This is a genomic window from Paraburkholderia largidicola, from assembly GCF_013426895.1.
Classification (GTDB): domain Bacteria; phylum Pseudomonadota; class Gammaproteobacteria; order Burkholderiales; family Burkholderiaceae; genus Paraburkholderia; species Paraburkholderia largidicola.
On record NZ_AP023174.1, the window covers coordinates 2,310,867 to 2,336,083 of the forward strand.

Below are 25,217 nucleotides of genomic sequence, written 5' to 3' on the forward strand. Positions count from 1 at the left end.
CGCTCAAAACGACTCCCAGTCGCTATCGGCAGACACGCTCCCTTTTGCCGCCACGGTCTTCGCAGCGGGCTCGACGCGGCGCGCAGCCCGTGCGTGCTTCGCGGCAGCCACGGGTGCGCGCACGGCGCGCGGCAACATCAACGCAGGCGCGGCGCCGGGTGCATCGGCGAGCCTGAAGACGGCGATCGCGCCCGTCATCTGCATGGCCTGCTCTTCGAGCGCCTGCGCCGCTGCCGCCGACTGCTCGACGAGCGCCGCGTTCTGCTGCGTGACCGTGTCGATCTGGCTGATGGCCTGGCTCATCTGCCCGATGCCCTGACTCTGCTCTTCCGACGCCGCCGAAATTTCACCGACGATATCCGACACCTGCTTGATCGCGCGCATCACCTGGCCCATCGTCGCGCCGACTTCGTCGGCCTGGCGCGAGCCGTCCTCGACGAGCGCCGTCGACGATTCGATCAGGTCCTTGATTTCCTTCGCAGCCGACGACGACCGTTGCGCGAGCGAGCGCACCTCGCCCGCGACGACGGCGAAGCCGCGCCCCTGCTCCCCCGCGCGCGCCGCTTCGACGGCCGCGTTCAGCGCGAGGATGTTGGTCTGGAACGCAATGCCTTCTATCAGCGTCGTAATATCGGCGATCTTCGCGGAGCGCTCGCTGATGTTGCCGATCGTGCGCACCATCGCCTGCACGGCATCGTTGCTTGCATCGGCCATCGAGCGTGCGTTCGACGACAGCGAATTGGCCTGGCGTGCGTTGTCGGCGTTCTGCTTCACCGTTTCGGCCAGCTCCGTCATCGTCGCGGCCGTCTCTTCGACGGACGCCGCCTGCTCTTCCGTACGCGACGACAGCTCCATGTTGCCCGCCGCGATCTCGCGCGAGGCCACCGTCACCGAATCGCTCGACGTCTTGATGCGGCACACGGTATCCGCCAGCTGGCCGCTCATGCGCTTCATCGCGTCGAGCAGCGAGCCGAACTCGCCTTTCGCGTCGACGGTGATCGGACGGTCAAGACGGCCGTCCGCGATGTCGTTGGCGATATCGACGGAGCGCTTCAACGGGCGCGTGATCGCCTTCGACAGATATACCGTCGCGCCGAGACACACGAGCGCGCTGGCCGCGAGCATGCCGAGCGCGATCCAGAACATCTGCTTCGACGAGCGCTCGCTATCGCTCGTGAAGTCTCTGGCCTGAGCCTGGTTCAGGTCCATGTCCTGCTGAATCAGCGAATTGAGCGCCTCGGCCACGCGCACCACGCTATTGCGCTGGAACTCGATCGCGCCCGCCACCTCGCCCTTTTCGATCTGCGCGACCTCCTGATCGATCATCGACTTGAAGGTGCTGGCCTCAGCGTGAATCCTGTCGGCGATCGCCTGCTCATCGACGCTGCTGATACCGGCCGAATAATATTGCGCCCAGCATGACTCCATTGCTGCCAGCAGTTCGCGCACCCGCCGCAGGTTGTCCTTGTCCTGCGTCACGAGCGTCTGCCACAGCAGACGGCGGATCTCGATCTCGTGGATGCGAAACAGCGCGAGTTGCGTGACGGGAATCAGATTGCCCGTGTAGGCGGTCTGCATGTTCTCGCTCATCGTTTTGACAGCACGCATGCCGTACAGCGCATTGCCAACCAGTGCCAGAGTAACCACGGCAAACGCCGCGATGATCCTGAAGCGGATCGTTTGAAGAAACTGAGTCATTCCATTTTGCCGGAGGATGGCGCTCGGGCGGCTCACCTGCCACGCCTCGCGATTCAAGAGGAAGACGGCGCGCGCGTATCGCGCTGCCATCGCGGAACGCGTCTTCTCAGGTCGCGTTCTCGTATCGATCGAGCCGCAACGAACGACATGCGTCACTCGGGGCTACAAGTTCACTGCGATCCTAAGGTTCGCCTGGTATGCGGGGCAATGATGGATGTCAACGTCAAGATACGCATAAGAACATCCTTATTCTTAGGATGCCTTCATATTATTATTTAGCATAAACCACCCATCAATCTTAGGACAAGCGATCGGTAGATCGATGAAGTGGTTCAGATCAATGACCACACGCGCAACACGCCGCCCGGAAACCGATCTGTCATCCATTCCCTACACGAGGCTCCCCCGCCCTACGCGCGATTCAACCGAACACCCATTTTATTTTGAGACAGCACCGGCAATACTCTCGATCGGGAAATTGCCGTCAGCGCTACGGTCGCCTCACGCGGGTCGCATTGCGATGCCATCCCGTCCGGATGAACCGGCCGATCGTAGCCACGGCGCCTTGCCTGCGAGGAAATCATGGACGCTGATGATGTTTTTTCGGAGATACGCGACGTCAATCTGGCGTATCTGATGCTGGCTCAAAGCCTCGCACGCAGGAACCCCGTCGAGGCACCCGTGCGCCTCGGGATGTCGACGCAACTGACGGCGATCATCGCCGGCCTGTCCGCCGCGCAGATCGTGCGGCTCGCGGAGTCGGACATGCTGCTGTGCGGTGTCGGTCTGCAGGAGCGATCGGCGCTGAGCGCGCTCAGCGACAGCTTCGGCCGGCACGACATGCAGTCGATGCACGCCGCCATGCTGCTCGCGCAAGTGCCAGCGGGGACTCTGTAATGACCGCGCTTGCTGCGTTGAAGGCCGTCGTCGCGCGTGCAGACCCGGGGCAACGGCGGCTTCTCGACGACGTGAGCGAAACGCTGCTCGCTATCGAACTGTTCGAACTCGGCGCGCGGCTGCAGGTTACGCAAGCCGAAACGACGCTGTCGCGTGATCGCCTGATTCGCCTTTACAAGGAGTTGCACCGCGAGTCGCCGCCGAAAGGCATGTTGCCCTTCTCTGCGGACTGGTACGTGACGTGGTTGCCGAACATCCACGCGTCGCTGTTCCATGCGTTGTACCGATCCATTTCCGCGCAACGCGACATCAGGCGGATCACGGCGATCATCGCGGCGTACCGGCTCTATCTCGAGCACGTGCCGCGAGGCACGGAGCCCGTGTTGAGCTTTACCCGAGCGTGGACACTCGTGAGGTTCGTCGAGCACGACATGCTGCATCTCGGAACGTGCAGTTGCTGCAAGGGAAATTTCCTAGTGCTCGCCTACGAACTGGAACCCGGCTACGTCTGCGGCCTGTGCAAGCCGCCGTCGCGAGCGGGGAAAACAGGCCGCCCGGCCAAAGCCGAACAATAGACTGGCCCCGCACGACGGGACGAGACTCCGCGCGCAAACACACACCGCGCTCGGGGCCTGCTTCTAGTGAATGGAGATTCAAGCGTTGGACCGCATCGAAACACTCAAGGAAATACGGGAAGTCAATCTGTCCTTCCTCTCTCTTGCGCAGCGGCTTGCACGCATCGACAGGACGAGGGCCATGCGTCTGCTCAGAGTCGGCGAGGAATCGGTGGATGAGCTTGCAAGCTTGCCGTCCGAACAGATCGTGAGGCTTGCCGCGACCAACATGCTGTTCTGCCGCTTCGCGCTCGACGACTGCGCGCTGCTGGCGTCCCTCGTTCACAGCGTTCCGCGCGGTGTCGAGCGGCAAACGGACGAGCCGCTCGCGGCGTGAGCAGTTATCCGGATCGCGGCCTGCTCCGCGCATCTAGGCTGCATGAACACAATGCGAATCTGCCGTAGCACGACCCAACATTCTTAGGGCTTTCCAATTTTGAGAACATCGTTTCCAGTCGCGTGCGTTGATAGTTATCCTATTCGACATATGATTGTCACCGAGCATTCGTGAGGATCGTCCGACGCGGCGCAACGGAAACATGCAGCACCCACCACGGCACGTCCCGGAGCGCGTTTCGCCCTCACGGACGCGCCCGCTGACAGCAGCGCCACAAGAGAACATCGCAACATCGAGCCCGCCCGCTGCAACCTGACGATTTAAACCAGCACATGAACACTGTTGCATCGCCATCCGGCCTGAGCCTGCGCACGGCATTGACGACGCTCGCCGTCTTCATGGCGGGCGTGTTCGTGGCCTCCTTCACAGCCTGCCTCACGTTGCGATGGACGACGATCGTCGCGGGCGCGACGGTGCTAGCCTGCGTGGTCGCCTGCATCGTATGGTCGCACCGTCGCGAGCGGCCCGGCCGACTCACCCGCGAGCAACCGTTCGACACCGACGCGCCGGGCGCAGCACCCGTTCAAACGTTCGACGAAGCGCGCCTCACGGCGATCGTCCGCTCGTCACGCGAAGCCATCGTGACGATCGATGCGATGCAGCGCATCGTCCTGATGAACCCGATGGCGGAGGAACTGCTCGGCTGCGATGCCGCAACGGTCATAGGCGGCCCGCTCTCGCGCTTCATCCCCGAACGGTTCCGCGTGGCGCATGCGAAGCATGTCGAGCATTTCGGCGCGACGGGCGGGTCTGACCGGCGCATGGGCAGCCAGCGCGTGCTGTATGCAGTGCGCGCCGACGGTCGCGAGTTCCCGATCGAAGCCTCCATTTCGCAAAGCCAGTACGGCAACGAGAAGCTCTATACCGTGATGCTGCGCGACATCACCGAGCGCATGCGCGCCGAAGAAGCGCTCAGACAGTCGCGCGAGGACCTGCGCGAGCTGTCCGCCAACCTGCAGCGTGTGCGCGAAGAGGAGAAGGCGCACATCGCGCGAGAGCTGCACGACGATCTCGGACAATCGCTGACCGCGCTGAAGATGGATCTCTCCGTGATCGAGCATGCGCTGCACAGCGAGGGCATCGACGACGCCTACGTGCATGAACGGCTCGATGCCATGGCGCGCGTGATCGACGCGACGGTTGCGTCCGTGCGGCGGATCGCGGCCAACCAGCGGCCCGCGATGCTCGACGATCTCGGCCTCGTCGCGGCGATCGACTGGCTCGCCGACGATTTCTCCCAACGCTATGGCATACGCGTCGCCCGCCGGCTCGACGTGGGATCGGCCGCGTTCTCGCATGGCGCGGCGACGGCGATCTTCCGCATCGTCCAGGAAGCGCTGACGAATGTCGCAAAGCATGCGCAAGCGACGCTCGTCACGCTCGAAATACGGGTGAATGGCGAGCACTGCACGCTCGACATCGTCGACGACGGCCGCGGCCTGCCCGCTGTCGAGCGCACGCACGATCCGCGCACCGGCAGAAACTTCGGTCTGCTCGGCATTCGCGAGAGGGTCCATATGCTCGGCGGCACGCTATCGACAGGCGAGCCCGGGCACGGCTTCAACCTGTCCATCACGTTTGCGCTGGACGCATTGCAATCTGAAGAGACCCAGCCATGATCCGCATTCTCATCGCCGACGACCACGCGCTGATACGCGAAGGTCTGCGCCATATCCTGAAGGGCTCACCCGAGTTCGAAGTGGCGGGCGAAGCCGCGGACGCGGCCAGCACGATCGCACTGGTGCGCTCGACGCACGCGCACATCCTGATCCTCGATCTGTCGATGCCGGGGCGCAACGGCGTCGAAATGATCCCGCAGATCAAGGCCAACAACCCTGCCCTCCACATCCTCGTGCTGACGATGCACGGCGAGCATCAGTACGCGGTGCGCGCATTCAAGGCCGGTGCATCCGGCTATCTGACGAAGGAAAGCGCGAGCAGCGAGCTGGTGAGCGCGTTGACGAAGATCGCGGGGGGCGGCGTCTATATGAGCCTTTCGATGGCCGAGCGTTTCGCGCGCAACCTGCACGAGCCGCTCGAGATGCTGCCGCATCAACGGCTGAGCGACCGCGAATTCGACGTGTTCCGACGCATCACGGCGGGCCAGACGATCGGCGAGATCGCCACGCAGTTGTGCGTCAGCACCAAGACGATCAGCACCTACAAGGCACGCATTCTCGACAAGATGGAGATGCCGCACGGCGCGGCGCTGGTGCGCTATGCGATGCGCCACAAGCTGTTCGATGACAGCGAGGAGCCGTGAACGGGCCTCGTGTAGGCGACACCCTACACGCACTCCGATTGGCTGACCGCAGATTCATTCGCCGCTGATTCAATTTTGAGACAGCACCCAACATACTTTCGGCACTGACATTGCGTGCCGTGCTGTCCACCTGCAGCGGGGACGCCGTACGACACCATTTCATTGCGCGTGCACCATGGCCCGCACGCGCGTTCCCGAAAAGGAGGCCACCTTGCTACTCGCCGATGCACCGACGCTCACGCCCTCGCCGTTCACACAGGCAACCGACCTGGTGCGCAAGTTCCAGCCAGGCGGCACGCAGCATGCCGCGCCGCGCTGTTCGCAATGCGCGATCAACCCGATTTGCAATCCGGGCGACCTGAACGCCGAGGAACTCGCGCAAGTCGATTCGCTGGTTCAGGAAGTGCGCACCGTGCAGCGCGGCGCAAGTCTGTATCGCGCGAACGATCCGTTTCACAACGTCTACATTCTGCGCAGTGGCTCGTTCAAGACGGTCGTCATGCATCGCGAAGGACGCGAACAGGTGACGGGCTTCCAGATCGCGGGGGAAATGCTGGGGCTCGACGGGATAGTCGGCGCGCAGCATCTGTGCGGCGCCATTGCGCTCGAACGCAGCACCGTCTGCGTGATTCCATTCGAGCCGCTCGAAGACCTGTGCCGCGCAATCAAGCCGATGCAGCGGCATCTGCACAAGGTGATGAGCCGCGAGATCGTCCGCGAATCGAACATGATCATGCTGCTCGGCACGATGCGCGCCGAGCAGCGCGTCGCGGCGTTCCTGCTGAATCTCGCCGACCGCTACGGCACGCGCGGCTACTCGGCGACGGAATTCAACATGCGCATGACGCGCAGCGAGATCGGCAGCTATCTGGGCATCACGCTCGAAACGGCGAGCCGCATGTTCTCGAGGCTCCACCAGGAAAGACTCGTGCAGGCGCGCGGCAAGCAGATCCGCATTCTGGACAGCGGCGCGCTCGCGCGGCTCTGACACGTCATGCAAGCGATGCTCGCGACGCAATAGCGGCCGCGACGCTGCGCCTTCAACCCTCTTCGCCCAATTGCACTAGCAATGCATGCAACCGTTCGGTGTGACGCAGCAGCATGTGCCGATGCTTGTCGATCTGTTCGAGGCGGCCGGCAAGATCGGCGTGTATGGGGTCGTCGAGCTCGGCGGCCGACAGCACGTCTTCGACTTTGGCGCGCACCGATGCGAACTCGACGGTCGGATGCGTCAGCGAGCGCTCGAAGCGCCGCACTTCCTGCACGGCGAGATCGCGCACCTTGCGAAAATACGCCTGGCGCCGGTGCTGTTCGGCTTCGTGGACTTCGTCTTCCGGACGGCGCTGCGCCTGCTGTCCGAAAATCGGCTCCGGCGGACGCAGCACCGATTTCTTGCGTACCGGATGCGCCGTGCCGCGAAAACGCGCGAGCGGTGTTTCGTTGTCGATCGCTTCGCGCGCATTGTCCGGCACGTCGGCGGGTTCGTGGGGCGCATCCATCCAGCCGGCGGGCAGCCCTGTCACCGATTCGACGCCGCGCACGAATTCCTCGCTGAAGTCGCGCTGGCCGGCGAGCATCAGCTTCAGATACGACGCGGAAAAGGTCATCATCCGCGCAAGACGCGTCACTGCACCAACCTCCCGCGTCAGCAACGCCAGATTGGCCCGCCAGATGGGAAGCAGGGATTCGTCGGAATATTCCATCGCTGGGTCTTCCTTCATCAGTCTTGCTGCTAGGCCTGCGTTGATCGGGCCATACGCACCGCAACGCGCATGCCCATGCGCCGCGTCCGACAACGATAGTCGCATCGCCATGCGGCGCGCAACCGGATTCGCACGGCGGTTGCGGCGCAACGACAACACGGGCGCGCGCCACGGTGCATGGGCGTTTCACTGAGGATTGACCCCGGCGAGCGGGCGGCGTTCCGCACCGAGGCGCGAGGACGGATGAATTTCGCCATGTGGACTTCGCCACGCGGCAAATCAAGGGAGAGCAACGAGGCGTCCGGACGCACGCCTGCGAGGTCGCGGCGCGCGAGGCCCGAAGCCCGCGCGCACGCGTCGTTCAGACTGCCGCGACGTGCGCGAGCGCCGTCTTCACGAGCTTTTCGAGCAGCGGCTCGATTTTGCCGGCGAGCGCTTCGTCGTACGCATACGGCATCTGTTCCTGCATATAGGTGATCTGCGACAGCTCGAGCTGTACCGCATGCACGTTCTGCGCAGGCTGGCCATAGTGGCGCGTGATATAGCCGCCCTTGAAGCGGCCGTTCGCGACGGCCGTATAGCCGCCATGCCCGTCGACGATCTTCGCGAGCGCTTCGGCAAGCCCCGGCGCCGCGCTCGCGCCATTCGACGAGCCGAAGTTGAAGTCAGGCAGCCGGCCGTCGAAGAAACGCGGCACATGCGAGCGGATCGAATGCGCCTCCCACAGCAGCACCTTGCCGTGCTGCGCCTTCAACGCCGCCAGTTCGCCCTGCAAGGCTTCGTGATACGGCTTCCAGTACAGGTCGCGGCGTCGCGCGACTTCGGCGTCGTCGGGCAGGTGGCCGTCGCGATAGAGCGGCTCCTTGTCGAACGTATCGACGGGCAGCAGGCCTGTCGTGTCCTGCCCCGGATAGAGGTTCGCGCCATCGGGCGGACGGTTCAGATCGATCACGTAGCGCGCATACGTCGGCGTCAGGATCGACGCGCCCATGCGTTTTGCGAACGCGTACAGGCGGTCGAGATGCCAGTCGCAATCGTCGGTGCGGGCGGCAACGGGCGTCATCTGCGCGGCGATATCGGCGGGAAGGCGCGTGCCCAGATGCGGAATCGAGATCAGGAACGGCAGGCTTCCCCGATGCAGCGAGAAGACGGGCAAGGTATCGGTGGCGGTCATGTCGTCGGTGCTTCTCAAGGTTGACTCGGGTTCACTTCAGCAGTTCGGCGAGCGCCGCGCGATATTGCGCATACGCGTGTTCTTCATCGCGATGCCGGCGGTTGTCGACGACTTTCGCACCGCCCGCGTACACATCGCGAATGGGTGTCTCGCCATGCTCACAGAATACGACACCCGAAAGCCATGCGTCGTTCGCATGTTCGGCGATGCTCGCGTGGTCTGCATCGAGCACGATGAAGTCGGCGCGCGCGCCCTCGCGCAGCGCGCCCACAACACGGCCCGTCGCGAGCGCGCCGCCTTCCAGCGACGCCGCGTACAGACGGTCCGCGACGCGCGGCATGTCAGCCGACGCGAGCACGTTGCGCTGCCGTCTCGACAGACGTTGACCGTATTCGAGCAGCCGTAGTTCCGAACGCCAGTCGACGCCGATATGGCTGTCGCTGCCGACGCCGATGCGCCCCTTTTGCTCCAGATAATCGTGCGCGGGGAAAATGCCGTCGCCGAGATTCGCTTCCGTTGTCAGGCACAGGCCAGCGATGGCGCCGCTCTTCGCGAGCGCAGCCGTTTCAGTGGCGTCGACATGCGTTGCGTGCACGAGGCACCAGCGCGCGTCGACATCGAAGCGATCGAGCAGCCATTGAACGGGCCGCGCGCCTTCCGTCTCGACGCAGGCGTCCACTTCCGCCGTTTGCTCGGCGATATGGATGTGCACAGGCGCACCGGGCGACATGGCATCGAGTCCGTTCAGCAACTCGCGCAGCGAATCGTTCGACACCGCGCGCAACGAATGCGGCGCGACGCCGTAACGCAGCGCGCCATGTTCGGGACGCGCGCGGCGCAGCGTGTCGAGCAATCCGAGCAGGCTCTCCGGCGTGTTGATGAAGCGGCGCTGGTCATCGCGCGGCGGCTGCGCGCCGAAGCCCGCGTACTGATACAGCACAGGCAGCATCGTCATGCCGATGCCGCTCGTGCCCGCCGCATCGACCACGCGTTGCGCGAGTTCTGCATCGTTCGCGTAGCGCTTGCCGTCCTGCATGTGATGCACGTAATGGAATTCGCAGACGGACGTGTAGCCCGCCTTCAGCATCTCGATGTAAAGCCATTGCGCGATCGATGCGAGCCCTTCCGGCGTGATGCGCGCGGCAAAGCGATACATCAGGTCGCGCCAGCTCCAGAAGTTGTCCGTCGCCGCTGTGCCAAATGAAGCGCGATATTCGGTGAGGCCCGCCATCGCGCGCTGGAACGCGTGCGAATGCAGGTTCGGCATGCCGGGCAACACGGGACCGCTGGCTTTGGCGACGCCTGCGGGTGCTTGCGCATCGGGTGTCACCGAGATCAGCGCGCCTTGCGCGTCCCATTGCAGCAGCACGTTGCGCCGCCAGCCTTCGGGCAGATACGCGTGATCGGCAAAAAGCGATTGAGTGGCTTGAGTCATGTTCGATCCCATTCTCGCATCGGGCTCAAAGAGGGCGACGCGTATAGACGGTGTCGCCACCGCGCACGACGCGCTCGCAAAGCGGTCGTCCAATCCAGTAAGCGAGTTCCGCGAGCGACTGCACCGACCACACCGCGAAATCGGCCACGCGGCCAACTGCCAGCACGCCATGCGTGTCCGCCTTGCCGAGCGCCTGCGCCGCGTGGTGCGTCACGCCTTGCAGCACCTCGGGGACGGTCATGCGGAACAGCGTCGTCGCCATGTTCATCATCAGCGGCAACGAAGTCGTAGGCGATGTGCCCGGATTGCTGTCCGTCGAAATTGCAATCGGCACGTCATAGCGGCGCAACAGTTCGAGCGGCGGCAACTGCGTTTCGCGGATGAAGTAGAACGCGCCAGGCAGCAGCACGGCGACCGTGCCCGCTTCCTTCATCGCGGCGACGCCTGCCTCATCGAGAAACTCCAGGTGATCCGCCGACAATGCGCGATGCCGCGCGGCGAGCGCCGTGCCGCCGCCGTTCGACAACTGCTCCGCATGCATCTTGACGGGCAGCCCGCGACGCGCAGCCGCATTGAACACGCGCTCGCTCTGTTCAAGCGAAAAGCCGATGCGCTCGCAGAACACATCGACGGCATCGACGAGACCTTCGTCGGCCAGCGCGGGCAGCATGCGTTCGCAGACTTCGTCGATGTAATCGTCGGCGCGGCCCGCGAATTCCGGCGGCAACGCATGCGCGCCGAGAAACGTCGTGTAAACCGTCACGGGATAACGCTCGCCGAGTTGACGCGCGACGCGCAACATCTTGCGCTCGCTTGGCAGATCGAGCCCGTAGCCGGATTTGATTTCGACGGCGGTGAGGCCTTCGGCAATCATCGGCTCGAGACGCGCGGCCGACTGCGCGAACAGCGACGCTTCATCGGCGGCACGCGTGGCGCGCACTGTCGACACGATGCCGCCGCCCTGCTTCGCGATGGCTTCGTAGCTGACGCCCGCGAGCCGCTGCGCAAATTCGTCGGCGCGCTGGCCGCCGTACACGAGATGCGTATGGCAATCGACAAGGCCTGGCGTGACCCATGCGCCGCCCAGGTCTTCGCGCGGCCACGCGGTATATTGCGCGGGCAACTCGTGCGCAACGCCGAGCCACACGATGCGGCCGTTCTCGACGGCGATCGCGGCATCGTCGATCGTTTGATTGGGATCGCCCTGCGGACAGAGCTTCAGATGGTTCCAGACGGTTTGCTTCATGGCAGGGCTGTCTGTGAGGTGTGCAAGCGCTCAGGCTTGTGATGTGTCGGTGTAACGGATGCTGACGGCGAGCAGCGCGCCCTTCCCTTTGACGTCGCAGGACAGCGCGCGGGCGTTGTCGATGCGCAAGGTGTCGTTAGCGACGAGCGTCGTCGTATTCGCAGCGCTTTCGGTCGTGACGTGCAACTCGCCTTGTGCGCAGAACAGCAGCACGACGTCGGCATCGAGTTGCGCGCGCGTCTCATCGCGCCACACGGCAACGTCGCCCGTTGCTGCGCCACGCCGCACCATCAGGTTGAAGTCGCGCGTCGCGCCGTTGACGAGACGCGCGTCGATGGCCGTTTCGCCTTCGAAGCGCGCGATGTCGAGCGGTTCGCGCAGCGCGTGCGTCACCCCGCCAGCTTCGTCGAGCAACATGCCCGCGCCAGACAACAGCGCAAGCGTCCGGTCGATTCCCGCGAAACGCGAGAACGGACCGGCTTGCGCAACGTCGGCAACGCTCACGCGCCATACGAACGAATCGAGCGCCGCGCCCTCGGGGAACGCGGCGACTTCGCGCGTGACGCCGCCGCCGTTCTTCCACGGCGACGCCACGAGGTCCGCGCCGCGAATCAGCGACACGCTTGCAGACGATCGCGTCGCGGACACGATCAGCGGCCCAGCATCGGCAGCTTGAGACCGGCTTCGCGCGCCGTTTCCTGCGCGAGTTCGTAGCCGGCGTCCGCGTGACGCATCACGCCCGTTGCCGGATCGTTGAACAACACGCGGCCGAGACGTTCACGCGCTTCATCTGTGCCATCGGCGACGATCACGACGCCCGAGTGCTGGCTGAAGCCCATGCCGACACCGCCGCCATGATGCAGCGAGACCCACGATGCGCCGCCTGCCGTGTTCAGCAGTGCGTTGAGCAGCGGCCAGTCGCTGACGGCATCCGAGCCGTCCTTCATCGATTCCGTTTCGCGGTTCGGGCTCGCGACGGAACCCGTATCCAGGTGATCGCGGCCGATGACGATCGGCGCCTTCAGTTCGCCGTTCTTGACCATTTCGTTGAACGCCTGGCCCAGACGATAGCGATCCTTCACGCCCACCCAGCAGATACGCGCCGGCAAGCCCTGGAACGCGATACGTTCACGCGCCATGTCGAGCCAGTTGTGCAGATGCGGATCATCGGGGATCAGTTCCTTGACCTTCTGGTCCGTCTTGTAGATATCTTCCGGATCACCCGACAGCGCAACCCAGCGGAACGGGCCCTTGCCTTCGCAGAACAGCGGACGGATATACGCGGGCACGAAGCCGGGGAAATCGAACGCGTTCTGCACGCCCATTTCCAGCGCCATCTGACGGATGTTGTTGCCGTAGTCGAGCGTCGCCGCGCCGCGTTCCTGCAGCGTCAGCATGGCTTGCACCTGCTTGGCCATCGACTGTTTGGCGGGCGTCACGATGCTCTGCGGGTCCGTCTTCATGCGCTCGCGCCAGTCTTCGATCTTCCAGCCTTGCGGCAGATAGCCGTGAATCGGGTCGTGCGCGCTGGTCTGGTCGGTCACGCAGTCCGGCGTGATGTTGCGCTTCACGAGTTCGGCGAACACGTCGGCGGCGTTGCCGAGCAAGCCGATCGATACGGGCGTACCCGTCTTCTTCGCTTCTTCGATCATTGCGAGCGCTTCGTCGAGCGTCATCGCCTTCTTGTCGACGTAACGCGTCTTCAGACGGAAGTCGATGCGCGACTCATCGCATTCGACGGCGATCATCGAGAAGCCTGCCATCGTCGCTGCGAGCGGCTGCGCGCCGCCCATGCCGCCGAGGCCGCCCGTCAGGATCCAGCGGCCCTTCGGGTCGCCGTTGAAGTGCTGGTTCGCCACCGAGAAGAACGTCTCGTACGTGCCCTGCACGATGCCCTGGCTACCGATATAGATCCAGCTGCCCGCCGTCATCTGGCCGTACATCATCAGGCCCTTGCGGTCGAGTTCGTGGAAGTGATCCCAGTTCGCCCAGTGCGGCACGAGGTTCGAGTTCGCGAGCAGCACGCGCGGCGCGTCGGCATGCGTGCGGAACACGCCAACAGGCTTGCCCGATTGAATCAGCAGCGTCTCGTTCTCTTCGAGGTCCTTCAGCGACGTGAGGATCTGATCGAAGCAATCCCAGTTGCGCGCAGCACGGCCGATACCGCCATACACGACGAGCGCATGCGGATGCTCGGCCACTTCCGGGTCCAGATTGTTCTGGATCATCCGGTACGCGGCTTCCGCGATCCAGGTCTTGCAGGTTTTCTCGCTGCCGCGCGGCGCGCGGATCGTGCGGGTCGGGTCGAGACGCGGGTCGATGTGTTTCGGGTTGTTCATGATGCCCTCGGAAGCGCTGATAACTCGGTAACGGAGTCGAAGATTGAACGGAAACTGGAATCTAAAAGTGGCCGGTGAACCGATAGCGGTTGCCGGGGTGCCACAGGTTGGCCACCGAAGCGACCACACCCTGCGACCACGTGCGCCTGTGCAGCACGAGGCAAGGTTCGGCGTCGTCCATCGTCAGATGCCGGCGGGTGTCGGCATCCGGCGCGGCGGCTTCGATGCGGTACTCGACGCGCTGCAGCGGCGCGACGCGCACGAGATACTGGTTAGGCGTCGTGTTCGTGAAGTCCTGCAACGCGTATTCGGGCGCGACAGCCGGATTCACCCAACGCTCTTCGAGCTGGACGGGCTCGTCGTTCTCGAAGTGCAGCACACGCGAATGAAAAATCGGGTTGCCCGCGCTCACCTGCATTTCGGCGGCGAGTTCTTCGTCGGCGATCGCGGCGCCCACGTGCAGCACCTTCGCGTGATAACGATGACCGCGCGCGACGATCTCGTCGGAGATGCTGCGGATCGCCACCAGCGTCGATTCATACTTCGGCCGCGCGACGAACGTACCCGAGCCCTGAACGCGCGTGAGCACCTGATCGGCCGTCAGCTCGCGCAGCGCGCGGTTGACTGTCATGCGCGCGACGTTGAATTCGCGCGCAAGCTCGTTCTCCGATGGAACCTGATGGCCTTCGCTCCATTCGCCCGCGTGAATGCGGGCGAGGATGAAGTCCTTGATTCCCTGGTAGGCCGGTGCGTTCATGCCGGGCGTCTCGCTATGCGAATGAATTAACGTTGCTCGGAGACGAACGAGAACGGGCTGTGCGACGCGATCGTGCCTTCCTGTACGAGCTTCGTGCATGCAGCGATGTCAGGCGCGAAGTAGTGATCGAGTTCGTAGTGCGCGACCTGAGCACGGATCGTGTCCATCACCTTCTGCAGCGACGGGCTGGTCTTGTGCGGCGCGCGCAGATCGACGCCTTGCGCGGCGGCGAGCAGTTCGATCGACAGGATGTTCGCGGTGTTCTCGGCGATGTCGGCAAGCTTGCGCGCGGCGAAGGTCGCCATCGACACGTGATCTTCCTGGTTCGCGGACGTAGGCAGTGAATCGACGGAAGCCGGATGAGCCAGCGTCTTGTTCTCCGACGCGAGCGCGGCAGCCGTGACGTGCGCGATCATGAAGCCCGAGTTCACGCCACCATCCCTGACGAGGAACGGCGGCAGGCCCGACAGCGTCGCGTCGATCAGCAGCGCGATGCGGCGCTCAGCGAGCGCGCCGATTTCCGAAGCGGCGAGCGCGAGGTTGTCGGCGGCGAACGCGACAGGTTCAGCGTGGAAGTTGCCGCCCGACAGCACTTCGCCCGTATCCGGGAAGATCAGCGGGTTGTCCGACACGGCGTTCGCTTCGACGAGCAGCACTCGCGCAGCGGCGCGCATCTGGTCGAGGCACGCGCCCATGACTTGCGGCTGGCAGCGCAGGCTGTACGGGTCTTGCACCTTGTCGCAGTCGGCGTGCGAAACGTTGATGGCCGAGCCGTCGAGCAGCGTGCGATACGCCGCCGCCGCGTCGATCTGGCCTTGATGGCCGCGCAGCGCATGAATGCGGTGATCGAACGGCTTGACGGAGCCCATCGCCGCGTCCACCGACAGCGCGCCCGCCACCAGCCCCGTGCGGAACAGGTCTTCGATCGCGAACATGTTGTACAGCGCGAGCGCCGTCGATGCCTGCGTGCCGTTCAGCAGCGCAAGGCCTTCCTTTGCTTGCAGCGTCAGCGGCTTCAGGCCGACGAGGCGCAGACCTTCCGTCGCCGGGACGCGCTCGCCCTTCGCGAACACTTCACCGACGCCGAGCAGCACGGCGGACATATGCGCGAGCGGGGCGAGGTCGCCCGATGCGCCCACCGAACCCTTCACGGGAATCACGGGCAGCACGTCGGCGTTGAACAGCTTGATGAGCGCTTCCATCACTTCGCGACGGATGCCCGAATGGCCACGGCCGAGGCTCGACAGCTTGAGCGCCATCAGCAGGCGCACGACGGGCTGTGACATCGGCTCGCCCACGCCGACGGCATGCGAGAGCACCAGATTGCGCTGCAACAGTTCGAGCTGGTCGTGCGGAATATGCGTGCTCGCCAGACGGCCGAAGCCCGTATTGATGCCGTACGCCGGCTCGCCCTTCGCGGCGATGTCCGCGACGGCTTGAGCGCATGCGTCGATCGCGGCGAAGCTCGCGGGATCGAGTTCCAGAGAGACCTGCTCACGCGCGATCTGGCGCAGTTGGGGCAAAGTCAGGGAGCCGGGCGTAAGGATCATGATGTGAATTCCTGTCTATACAAATTTTGAGAAAGTGTAGCGGCGTCAGCTTGTATATACAACTCAAATTTTTGGGGTTTGGGATAGGGAGTTTCCATTAGGCGCAGCGGGTTGGCTGGCATGGTTCTGGCAGTTGCGGCGCCGCCCTCTTTTGCCTCGGCGCACGCGGCTCGGGAAGCCTCTCGCCGGGAAATGCCCGATAACTTGTATATACACGTCCAATTTTCGGGTTGGCAAGCGGACAAAAAACGGTGCTCGCCCCGCTCCGCCGTCCATCGCGCGTGCCCGCTTCACGTTCCATCGACAGCGATTCTTGACTCCAGATCAAGATTGATTTGAGACTGACGCGCTTTTTGCAAAACTCGCCCGCCCCCATACTGAAGTCATTCCCAGCTTTCTCTCGAAGGAGAACGTCTTGAACATCTTCATCACTGGCGCAAGCGGTTTTATCGGCGGTTCGATCGCGGCGGGTCTCGTGCGCGCGGGCCATCGCGTAACGGGCCTGATCCGCAATCCGGAGCATGCGGCCGAACTGAAACGCCTTGGCATCGAGCCCATCGTCGGCACGCTCGACGACCGCGATCTGCTGATCGCGCAAGCCAAAGCCGCCGACGCCGTCATCAACGCGGCGAGCAGCGACCATCGCGGCGCAGTGGAAGCGTTGATCGAAGGACTCGACGGCTCGGGCAAGCCGTTTCTGCATACGAGCGGTTCGAGCATCGTCGGCGATGCGTCGGGCGGCGAGCGCGGCGAGGCGAAGATCTACACGGAAGACGCGCTACCCGAGCCGACGGCCGACAAGGCGCCGCGCGTCGCAATCGACAATCTCGTGCTCGACGCGGCAAAACGTGGCGTTCGCTCGTCGGTGTTGTGCAACACGCTGATCTACGGGCATGGCGCCGTCAAAGGCAGCGCGAGCGTGCAACTGCCGCGCCTCGTGCGTCAGGCGCAAAAGAGCGGCATCGTGCGGCACGTGGGCAGTGGCGGCAATATCTGGTCGAATGTTTTCATCGACGACGTGGTCGAACTGTATCGCCTTGCGCTCGACAAGAGCCCGGCGGGCACGTTCTATTTCGTCGAAAGCGGTGAGGCGTCGTTCCGCGAGATGACGGATGCGATCGCCAAAGCGATGCGTCTCGGCCCGGCACAGGACTGGCCGCTCGATCAGGCGATTGGCGAATGGGGCTATGAAATGGCGTCGTATGGTCTCGGCTCGAACAGCCGCGTACGCGGCACTCGCGCACGCAAACTGCTCGACTGGCAGCCGACGCATACATCGGTCATCAAGTGGATCGAGAACGACATGATGAAAGACGCGTAAAACACGCGTCGAAACCGCGCATGGAAGGTTGGCCAGCGCACACGTTGTAAGCCAGGCTGTTGCGTATCCGTAAGCTCGCATCGCTAGAATCGGCGATGTTCGATCAGGTTGATGACAACCTCGATCTTTCGGCTCGAGCCCGGATCATTCAATGTTGCTTGCACTTAATTTCGACTGGCTGACCAACCTGCTCGCGATTCTGTTTATCGTCGCGTGCCTGTACGACTCGCGTTACGACGAGTACGGCACGCTGACGCTTGCGTCGGGCGCGATGGGCCTGGTCGTGATGGCCATCCAGGAGTTTCTCAGGCCCGCATTCGAAATGTCGCTGTGAATGCAGACCCGTGTCGCGTCGGCTTAGTGCCTTTCGCCGCCTGAGAGCACATCAGTTCTTGTGCGCCGCCTCATGACAACAGGCGCCCGCCCTCTGCTTTTCCTGCGCTAGCGTCTTCCCCGTCACGCCGTCTTCGTAACTGTCGTGACGGCGCAGCCAGCCCATCATCTTGTTTTCGTCTTCATCGCGGCCCTTCGGCACGAAATCGAGCAGCGTATAGGTGCCGATCAGCGGCTCGCCGCCGCGGCCATACGACGAGAACGTGCGAAAGATCTCGCCCTTGTCGTTCCGGTAAAACACGCTCATGCCGGGCAGTTCGTCGCACGCATAGTCCTGCGTCTCGAAGTTGTAGACGACCTTGCCTTGCGTCTCCTGCTCCGGCGTGAACGACACGTCGAAGTCGTAATTGAAGTCGCCGCCGAACGACGACACCCAGGGGAACTGCCATCCCATGCGGGTTTTGTATGCATCGATTTTCTCGAGCGGCGCGCGCGACACAGCCACATACGTAACATCGCGATGCGCGAGATGCACGAGCGCGCCGTCGATGTGATCGGAGAGGAACGAGCAGCCGGGACAGCCCTGCTCCCAATCCGGCCCGAGCATGAAGTGATAGACGATCAGCTGGCTATGACCCGCGAACAGATCGGCGAGCGTCTTCGTGCCGTCGCGTGTATCGAAGGTATAGGTCTTGTCGATCTTCATCCACGGCAGTGCCTGACGCTTTTTCACGAGCGCATCGCGGGCGCGCGTGAACGCCTTCTCCTCCGCGAGATGCGCTTGTTGCGCGGCCAGCCATGCTTCGCGTGAAACGATGTTGTGCTCTTCCATCTGCTCCTCCAGTTGGGCGGCTGGATCGCGCTTTCGCAAGCGGTCGCAACCTTCACGAGAAATAGCGTTCGAGTCCGTCGAGTGCTTCCGTCCATCCGCCGCGATGCGCGTCGCGCGCGGCTTCGTCGAAGAACTGTTCATGCGTGAGCGTGAGCCACGTGCCTTCGCCATCGGCTTTCAGCGAAAACGTGACGACTGACTCACGTTCGGGCGTCGAGCGAAATGCCCAGCTATAGACGAGCTTTTCGTTGATCGCGACTTCGCGGAACACGCCGCTCACGTCGTGCTCTTCACCGTCGGGCGCGCGCATGACCATATGGAAACGGCCGCCCACCTTCAACTCCATCTCCGAGAGAACTACGTCACAGCCGCCGGGATGCAGCCACTTCACGATCTGCTGCGGGTCGGTCCACGCGTTGAAGACTTTTTCCGGGGGCGCCTTGATGTGTCGCTGGAGCGTGAGACTGGGGCGGGCGGACATGACGGCTCCTCCACATAGGTGGCCAGTTGATCGAGTGCTTCGGACCAGAACTGCTGATAGCGTTGTAGCCATGACATGGCCTGCTCCATCGGCGCGGCGGACAGCCGGCACGCGACTGTGCGGCCCGTTTTGGTGCGCGTGATGAGGCCCGCGTCGGCCAGCACGTCGAGGTGTTTCATCACAGCTGGAAGGGACATCGCAAATGGTTCTGCGAGTTCGGAGACTGATACGTCTCCCCTCTCCAACAGGCGCGCAAGCAGCGCGCGGCGGGTCGGGTCCGCTAGCGCAGCGAAAGTGCGATCAAGGTCTTGTAACTTAACCATGAGGTTAAGTGTAGGACACGGGGGCGGTGTGTCAAGGGGTTGGTCGTTTGGGCGTTCGCTGGCATCCGCGGTTTGGCTTTTTGCTGGCATCCGCGTTTTGTTATTGGTGCTTCAAGCGTCGCCCCTGTGCGGGGCGGCACCTACTTTTCTTTGCCGCCGCAAAGAAAAGTAGGCAAAAGAAAGCGGCTAACACCGCCAGCACGTGTGCCTATCCACGGGCTCCCAACGTCCCCATCCTTCACACGGCAACACCTTTGTTTGCGTGCATTGCCAACGCTCTAAATGAGCGCCTCACCCGCTTCGAATTCCAGTAGTTGGGCCAGCGGCAGCGAATGGTATGTGCCGCTCAGGTGGCAAACTGTGTGTAGGTTGTCGCGTCGTATAGCGTGGCGCTCTTATAGCCTGGAACGCGTGCGCTATCGGTCCGGAGTGAGGCACGTGAGGTACTTCGGCCGACACACCGTTTGCCACCTGGGCGGCGGTGGAATACCTGGTAGTGCGTGCCGCGATGTGGGCACATGAAGCGGGTGAGGCGCACTGCAAGAGCGCTGGCAACGAAATTGAATCGAGAAGTTGCCGCGTGAAGTAAGGGACCGGTTGGGGTCCCTCAGGCAGGAAGAAACGTTGGCGGTGTTAGCCGCTTTCTTTTGCCTACTTTTCTTTGCGGCGGCAAAGAAAAGTAGGTGCCGCCCCGCACAGGGGCAACGCTAGCAAACCAGAGACACAACGCGGATGCCAGCAAAAAAAACCAGCAAACCACCCCGCATCGCAAGACAACAGAAAACGTCAGATCGCCCATCCACCAAGATAAAACACAGCAAGCACAACAGCAATCGCAACGGTCCCAACATTCAGCTTGCGCCATTCCCCGCTAACGACACGCCCAATCACCAGCGTACAAAACCCAAGCATGATGCCCGTCACGATATTAGCCGTGAGCACGATAAAAACGGCACACACGAGCCCCGACATCGAATCGACCATATCGTCCATATGCAGCTTGCTCACGCTGGAGAGCATCAGCAGCCCGACATACATCAAGGCAGGCGCAGTCGCATAAGAAGGCACAAGCGCGGCAAGCGGCGAAAAGAACATCACGACGAGAAACAGCAGACCCACGACAGCAGCAGCCAGTCCCGTCTTCGCGCCCGCAGCAACCCCAACCGTCGATTCGATATAGGCAGCAGCCGGCGCACCGCCCATAAACCCCGAGAAGATCGAGCTAAGCGAATCAGCCGTCAACGCGCGGCCACCGTTGATGATGCGGCCATTCTCGTCGAGTTGCCCGGCCTGTCCGGCGACAGCGCGGATCGTCCCCGTCGCATCGAACACCGCCGTCATCACCAGCGCAAGCACGCTAGGCAGCACAGCAAGCGACAACGCACCCTTGATATCCATCGCCCCGATCAGCGACGCATGACCCGGCGCGCTCAGCGAAGGCAGCGCAAACACACCATGAAACGCCACAGCAGGATCGAGCAGCAACGCCAGCGCCGAGATCGCGACGATCACGATCAGGATCGAACCCGGCACGCGGCGGCGCACCAGACCGAAGATCGCGGCGAGCCCGCCCACCGACATCAGCACGGGCAACGACGTGATATGCCCCAGCGAAACAGGCAGCCCCGGCCCAGGATTCTTCACGACGAGGCCGACATCGTTCGCGGCGATCAGCAGCAGAAAGAGACCAATACCGATGCCCGTCCCATGCGCGACGCCCGCAGGCAGATTGCGCAGAATCCACGAGCGCACGCCCGTCACCGAGATCCCGGTGAATACGAGGCCCATCAGGAACACCGCGCCGAGCGCGACATTCGGCTGCAAGCCCTTGCCGAGCACGAGGCCGAACGCAGTGAACGCCGTCAGCGAAATCGCGCAGCCGATCGCAATGGGCAGGCGCGCCCAGATGCCCATCAGCAGCGAGCCGAATGCCGTCGTCAGGCACACGGCGACGAACACCGCGCTGGTGTCGAAGCCCGCCTTGCCGAACATGCCCGGCACGACGAACACGGAATAGACCATCGCCAGAAACGTCGTGATGCCGGCGACGATTTCCTGGCGTCCCGTGCTGCCGCGCGCGGTGATGTCGAAATAGCGGTCAATGAACGCCGCCGGCTGGTCGCGAGAGTCGTCGAACGGCTCGCTCCCGGCTTCCGCGATGCTCTGGGCCTGGGGTTCCATCATGATGAGTGCCTCCTTTATCAGCATGCCGAAACGGCTGCCGTCGCGGGCTCGCCGTCATCAGGTTCGTCTCGTTGAGTAGTAGATGTAGTGCGTGTTGCGCTTTCCGCATGGCGCGCAGGTGCGCATCGTCCTCGTTACGGCAGGTAATCCGTCGTTGGACGATCGATTGACGTCGCGTTCCGTTTTCACCAGTCCACGACCCACTTCACGCCGTTCTTTTTATGCTGAAGCGAAGGTTAGGCGAATCCCAATATATCTCCCATCGCAATAAAAACATGCCGCGCATGTCGCAACGCGTATATCGCCTGACACACGGCAATGCGGGCCGGGTACCCGGGTGTTAACACCTACGGTTGCAGCCCGCCTGACGCGGGGCGCGAAGCCCTGTTGAAAGGGCTTTGAAGCCTGCTGCGAGGCCAGTCCAACGCAGACAAAACAAGGGCCTATCGACGTCACGGGTTAAACTCTCGGCAAACCATGCCTTTAACGCATTGCCGGCGAGGCTTTCGATGCCTGCATGAATCGCTGGATCGTCTCTTGCGACAGCACCTGCACACCTGCATCGGCCCGCCGCCCTGGCCACGGAGTCCCACTTGATGATTGGCGGTTTCCTACGTCCAGCCTTCCGTCTTTTGCTGTTGGCCGTTTTTGCGGCCTTTGCCGCCATGATGTCGGGCTGCAGCCTGTTCGGACCCACCGAGCAGCCGCCTGCGCCCATCACCGAAGCCACGGTGACGCCGCTCGTCGTTCCCGCCCTCGAACCTGCCTCCGAGCCGGACCAGGCCGAGGCGCCCGAACCCAAGGAACCGAAGAAGCCGCGCCCGCCCGTCGTGCGCCCGCACAAGCCGGAGCCGCCGCCGCCCGTCGTCGCGCCCGCGCCGCCGCCTCCGCCGCCCGCTCCCGCGCCGATCATCGTGACCCGCACGCTCGATCGCAACACGACGCATGGCCTGCTCGACAGCGAAGTGCAGAAGCTGGACGGCAAGGTGCTCGGCCGCGCCATCGACATGACGGCTGACGGGAGCGGCACGCCGCGCCAGATGATCGTCAACCTGCAGGGCTTTCTCGGCATTGGCGACCGCAAGGTCGGCTTTCCGTGGACTGCGTTCCGCTTCACGCCGAACGCGAAAGGCGCGCCCATCACGATCACGACCCCACCGAACCAGCTGGCTGCGACCAACCGGCCGAAGCCGTCGGCTTCGCTCGCGACGCCGCTGGCGGCCGTGACGGCCGCGCCTGCGGTGCCGCCGGGGCAAATGGAACTGATGGATGCGGACGTCGAGCGTCCGAACGGCGGCAAGGTGGGCCGCGTGATCGACGTGCTGATCGATGTGAACGCGCAGCCGCAGGCCGTCGTGCTCGACGTGAGCGGCATCATCAGTCCCGATCGCCGCGCGATTGCCGCGAACTGGTCGGCGCTGCGCTTCATCGCGAAGGACAAGACGCTGCGTCCGTTGATGGATCTCAATGACGCGCAGATCAAGGCGTCGCCCACTTACGAGGCAGATAAACCGATCCGGGCGGTCTCGCCCGCCCCTCCTCCATCTCCCGTTCCCGCGTCCGCTCCTGCGCCCGCTACAACGGCTGGCCCTTCATCGTCCGCCGCGGCGGCCTCAACCGCACGCACTTCACGATGACGAGCCGTCTCATGGTCAACGCACGCAGTCTCCGCGCCCTCGACTGGCTCAACTTCTTCGTCGCCAACGTGCAGACGGGATTCGGGCCGTTCATCGCTTCGTACCTCGCGTCGCACAAGTGGACGCAGGGCGAGATCGGACTCGCGCTTTCGGTCGGCACGATCAGCGCGATGGTGAGCCAGGTGCCCGGCGGCGCGGCCGTCGATGCGCTGCGCAACAAGAAAGCCGCTGCTGCCTGGGCGATCATCGCGATCATTCTCAGCGCCGTGCTGCTTGCGGCGAGTCCGACCGTGCTGCCTGTGATGGCCGCCGAGGTCTTTCACGGTTTTGCGAGCTGCATGCTCGTGCCGGCGATGGCGGCCATCTCGTTCGCGCTCGTCGGCCGGCACGATCTGGGCGACCGGCTTGGGCGCAATGCGCGCTGGGCATCGATTGGCAGCGCTGTCGCTGCGGGCCTGATGGGTCTGTTCGGCGAATACTTCTCGGCGCGCGCGGTGTTCTGGCTGACTGCCGTGCTCGCGGCGCCTGCGCTGTTTGCGCTGTCGATGATCACGATGCCGCAGCATCATCCTGTGCCGGCGCATCAACCTGTGAAGAAGGAACACGACGACGCCGACGAAAAGGAATCGATCTTCGAGTTGCTGCGCGACAAGCGGATGTTGATCTTTGCCGCCTGCGTGGTGCTGTTCCATCTGTCGAATGCGGCGATGCTCAATCTCGCGGCGGGTGAAGTGACGGCGGGCATGGGCGATAACGTGCAGCTGGTGATTGCTGCGTGCATCATCGTGCCGCAGGCGATCGTGGCGATGTTGTCGCCTTGGGTTGGGCGCACTGCCGAGCGTTGGGGGCGGCGGCCGATCTTGTTGCTAGGGTTCTCTGCGCTGCCGGTGCGGGCTTTGCTGTTTGCTGGCGTTAGCAGCCCTTACCTGCTCGTGCCTGTGCAGATGCTGGATGGCATTAGCGCCGCGGTGTTCGGTGTCATGTTGCCGCTGATCGCTGCCGATGTTGCCGGCGGCAAGGGGCGGTATAACCTCACGATTGGGCTTTTTGGCCTTGCGGCTGGCATTGGGGCGACGCTTTCTACTGCCGTTGCTGGGTTTATTGCTGATCGCTTTGGTAACGCTGTTAGTTTCTTTGGGCTCGCTGGTGCGGGGGCGCTTGCTGTGTTGCTCGTGTGGGCGGCTATGCCTGAGACGCGTGATGCGAATGGGGATTTGCAGGGGGGCCCTGCACCCGCGGAGAATGGGCCCTTGAAGCGGGCTAAATGAAGCGGTTTTTTGTCTGTGCGACGCTGGTGTTGGTTTGCTGGTGTTTTGCGCTGGCATCCGTGGTGTTTGCTCTCGCGCTGGCATCCGCGTTTTGCTTTCGTGCTTCACGCGTCGCCCCTGTGCGGGGCGGCACCTACTTTTCTTTGCCGCCGCAAAGAAAAGTAGGCAAAAGAAAGCGGCTAACACCGCCAGCACGTGTGCCTATCCACGGGCTCCCAACGTCCCCACCCTTCACACCTCAGTGCCCTCGTTGGTGCTCGTTGCCAACGCTTCGAATGAACGCCTCACCCGCTTCGAATACCCGCATCAAGGCCGGCGGCAACGAATGGTCTGCGCCGCCCAGGTGGCAAACGGTGTGTAGGTTGTCGCGTCTTATGGCGTGGCGCTCTTACAGCGTGGAACGCGTGCGCTATCGGTCTGGAGTGAGGCGTGTGAGGTACTGTGGCCTACACACAGTTTGCCACCTGGGCGGCCGTGGAATGTCTGGCACGGCGTGCTGTAGCGAGGGAGCGTGAAGCGGGTGAGGCGCACTGCAAGAGCGCTGGCAACGAATGTGGGTCACGTGGTTGCCGTGTGAAGCGTAAGGCCCTTTGGGGGCCCTCAGGCAATAACCAGAACTGGCGGTGTGAGCCGCTTTCTTTTGCCTACTTTTCTTTGCGGCGGCAAAGAAAAGTAGGTGCCGCCCCGCACAGGGGCGACGCCTGAAGCACCAATAACAAACCGCGGATGCCAGCAAAAAAACCAGCAAACCAACACCAACGTCGC

Annotated in this window: 22 protein-coding genes and 1 pseudogene; 10 read left to right on the plus strand and 13 right to left on the minus strand. The window is 63.3% G+C overall.

The window, feature by feature from the left end:
• Nucleotides 1–3: 3 nt before the first annotated feature.
• Nucleotides 4–1,698: a methyl-accepting chemotaxis protein gene (locus PPGU16_RS10360; RefSeq protein ID WP_243460531.1), complete on the minus strand. Its 1,695-nt coding sequence runs from the start codon at nucleotides 1,696–1,698 to the stop codon at nucleotides 4–6.
• A gap of 582 nt (nucleotides 1,699–2,280) precedes the next feature.
• On the opposite strand from PPGU16_RS10360, the gene flhD reads away from it, so the two are divergent.
• The 6 genes from flhD to fnr all read left to right on the plus strand — a co-directional run bounded on the left by flhD (nucleotide 2,281) and on the right by fnr (nucleotide 6,857).
• Nucleotides 2,281–2,595, plus strand: coding sequence for a flagellar transcriptional regulator FlhD (flhD, locus tag PPGU16_RS10365; protein ID WP_180719911.1), 315 nt, complete (start codon nucleotides 2,281–2,283; stop codon nucleotides 2,593–2,595).
• Entirely contained in the window at nucleotides 2,595–3,170 is a 576-nt protein-coding gene (flhC, locus tag PPGU16_RS10370) for a flagellar transcriptional regulator FlhC (RefSeq protein WP_180719912.1), read from the plus strand. Before flhD ends, flhC begins: the two co-directional genes overlap by 1 nt.
• Before the next feature lie 70 nt (nucleotides 3,171–3,240).
• On the plus strand, nucleotides 3,241–3,546 hold the full coding sequence (locus PPGU16_RS10375; RefSeq protein ID WP_243460532.1) for a flagellar transcriptional regulator FlhD: 306 nt from the start codon (nucleotides 3,241–3,243) through the stop codon (nucleotides 3,544–3,546).
• A gap of 332 nt (nucleotides 3,547–3,878) precedes the next feature.
• Entirely contained in the window at nucleotides 3,879–5,225 is a 1,347-nt protein-coding gene (locus tag PPGU16_RS10380; RefSeq protein ID WP_180719914.1) for a PAS domain-containing sensor histidine kinase, read from the plus strand.
• Complete coding sequence (locus tag PPGU16_RS10385) at nucleotides 5,222–5,869, plus strand: response regulator (RefSeq protein WP_180719915.1); 648 nt, start codon at nucleotides 5,222–5,224, stop codon at nucleotides 5,867–5,869. The genes PPGU16_RS10380 and PPGU16_RS10385 overlap by 4 nt, the downstream gene beginning before the upstream one ends.
• Nucleotides 5,870–6,044: 175 nt before the next feature.
• A complete protein-coding gene (fnr, locus tag PPGU16_RS10390; RefSeq protein WP_180719916.1) occupies nucleotides 6,045–6,857 on the plus strand; it encodes a fumarate/nitrate reduction transcriptional regulator Fnr in 813 nt (270 codons plus the stop codon).
• 52 nt (nucleotides 6,858–6,909) lie between these two features.
• On the opposite strand, the gene PPGU16_RS10395 is transcribed toward fnr, so the two are convergent.
• The 8 genes from PPGU16_RS10395 to hutH all read right to left on the minus strand — a co-directional run bounded on the left by PPGU16_RS10395 (nucleotide 6,910) and on the right by hutH (nucleotide 16,073).
• A complete protein-coding gene (locus tag PPGU16_RS10395) occupies nucleotides 6,910–7,572 on the minus strand; it encodes a hypothetical protein (RefSeq protein ID WP_180719917.1) in 663 nt (220 codons plus the stop codon).
• Between the two features lie 361 nt (nucleotides 7,573–7,933).
• A complete protein-coding gene (hutG, locus tag PPGU16_RS10400; protein WP_180722599.1) occupies nucleotides 7,934–8,746 on the minus strand; it encodes an N-formylglutamate deformylase in 813 nt (270 codons plus the stop codon).
• Nucleotides 8,747–8,777: 31 nt separating this feature from the next.
• The gene (locus PPGU16_RS10405; protein ID WP_180719918.1) at nucleotides 8,778–10,181 is read right to left on the minus strand and encodes a formimidoylglutamate deiminase; all 1,404 of its coding nucleotides are present in this window, start codon (nucleotides 10,179–10,181) and stop codon (nucleotides 8,778–8,780) included.
• 25 nt (nucleotides 10,182–10,206) lie between these two features.
• Nucleotides 10,207–11,427, minus strand: coding sequence for an imidazolonepropionase (hutI, locus tag PPGU16_RS10410; protein ID WP_180719919.1), 1,221 nt, complete (start codon nucleotides 11,425–11,427; stop codon nucleotides 10,207–10,209).
• 30 nt (nucleotides 11,428–11,457) lie between these two features.
• On the minus strand, nucleotides 11,458–12,075 hold the full coding sequence (locus PPGU16_RS10415) for a HutD/Ves family protein (RefSeq protein ID WP_180719920.1): 618 nt from the start codon (nucleotides 12,073–12,075) through the stop codon (nucleotides 11,458–11,460).
• Between the two features lie 2 nt (nucleotides 12,076–12,077).
• Complete coding sequence (gene hutU / locus PPGU16_RS10420) at nucleotides 12,078–13,766, minus strand: urocanate hydratase (RefSeq protein ID WP_180719921.1); 1,689 nt, start codon at nucleotides 13,764–13,766, stop codon at nucleotides 12,078–12,080.
• A 61-nt stretch (nucleotides 13,767–13,827) separates the two neighbouring features.
• Nucleotides 13,828–14,523 carry a histidine utilization transcriptional repressor HutC gene (hutC, locus tag PPGU16_RS10425; protein WP_054930175.1) on the minus strand — a complete coding sequence of 232 codons (696 nt, stop codon included), beginning with the start codon at nucleotides 14,521–14,523 and terminating at the stop codon, nucleotides 13,828–13,830.
• 26 nt (nucleotides 14,524–14,549) lie between these two features.
• The gene (gene hutH, locus PPGU16_RS10430) at nucleotides 14,550–16,073 is read right to left on the minus strand and encodes a histidine ammonia-lyase (RefSeq protein ID WP_180719922.1); all 1,524 of its coding nucleotides are present in this window, start codon (nucleotides 16,071–16,073) and stop codon (nucleotides 14,550–14,552) included.
• A 415-nt stretch (nucleotides 16,074–16,488) separates the two neighbouring features.
• On the opposite strand from hutH, the gene PPGU16_RS10435 reads away from it, so the two are divergent.
• The gene (locus PPGU16_RS10435) at nucleotides 16,489–17,394 is read left to right on the plus strand and encodes an NAD-dependent epimerase/dehydratase family protein (RefSeq protein ID WP_180719923.1); all 906 of its coding nucleotides are present in this window, start codon (nucleotides 16,489–16,491) and stop codon (nucleotides 17,392–17,394) included.
• 151 nt (nucleotides 17,395–17,545) lie between these two features.
• Nucleotides 17,546–17,728, plus strand: coding sequence for a hypothetical protein (locus PPGU16_RS10440; protein ID WP_180719924.1), 183 nt, complete (start codon nucleotides 17,546–17,548; stop codon nucleotides 17,726–17,728).
• 51 nt (nucleotides 17,729–17,779) lie between these two features.
• Here PPGU16_RS10440 and PPGU16_RS10445 read toward each other — a convergent pair whose 3' ends face one another.
• The 4 genes and pseudogenes from PPGU16_RS10445 to PPGU16_RS10460 form a co-directional block, all read right to left on the minus strand.
• Complete coding sequence (locus PPGU16_RS10445; protein ID WP_180719925.1) at nucleotides 17,780–18,559, minus strand: DUF899 domain-containing protein; 780 nt, start codon at nucleotides 18,557–18,559, stop codon at nucleotides 17,780–17,782.
• Between the two features lie 52 nt (nucleotides 18,560–18,611).
• Nucleotides 18,612–19,040, minus strand: a complete 429-nt coding sequence (locus PPGU16_RS10450; protein WP_180719926.1) for an SRPBCC family protein — start codon at nucleotides 19,038–19,040, stop codon at nucleotides 18,612–18,614.
• Nucleotides 18,947–19,453, minus strand: a complete 507-nt coding sequence (locus PPGU16_RS10455; RefSeq protein ID WP_345961136.1) for an ArsR/SmtB family transcription factor — start codon at nucleotides 19,451–19,453, stop codon at nucleotides 18,947–18,949. The genes PPGU16_RS10450 and PPGU16_RS10455 overlap by 94 nt, the downstream gene beginning before the upstream one ends.
• A 696-nt stretch (nucleotides 19,454–20,149) precedes the next feature.
• Nucleotides 20,150–21,466 (minus strand): annotated as a pseudogene (locus tag PPGU16_RS10460) (NCS2 family permease); the annotation flags it as partial.
• Between the two features lie 677 nt (nucleotides 21,467–22,143).
• Between PPGU16_RS10460 and PPGU16_RS10465 the strand changes: the two are divergent.
• Nucleotides 22,144–23,184, plus strand: coding sequence for a PRC-barrel domain containing protein (locus tag PPGU16_RS10465; protein ID WP_180719928.1), 1,041 nt, complete (start codon nucleotides 22,144–22,146; stop codon nucleotides 23,182–23,184).
• Nucleotides 23,181–24,452, plus strand: coding sequence for an MFS transporter (locus PPGU16_RS10470; RefSeq protein WP_180719929.1), 1,272 nt, complete (start codon nucleotides 23,181–23,183; stop codon nucleotides 24,450–24,452). The genes PPGU16_RS10465 and PPGU16_RS10470 overlap by 4 nt, the downstream gene beginning before the upstream one ends.
• Nucleotides 24,453–25,217 lie beyond the last annotated feature (765 nt).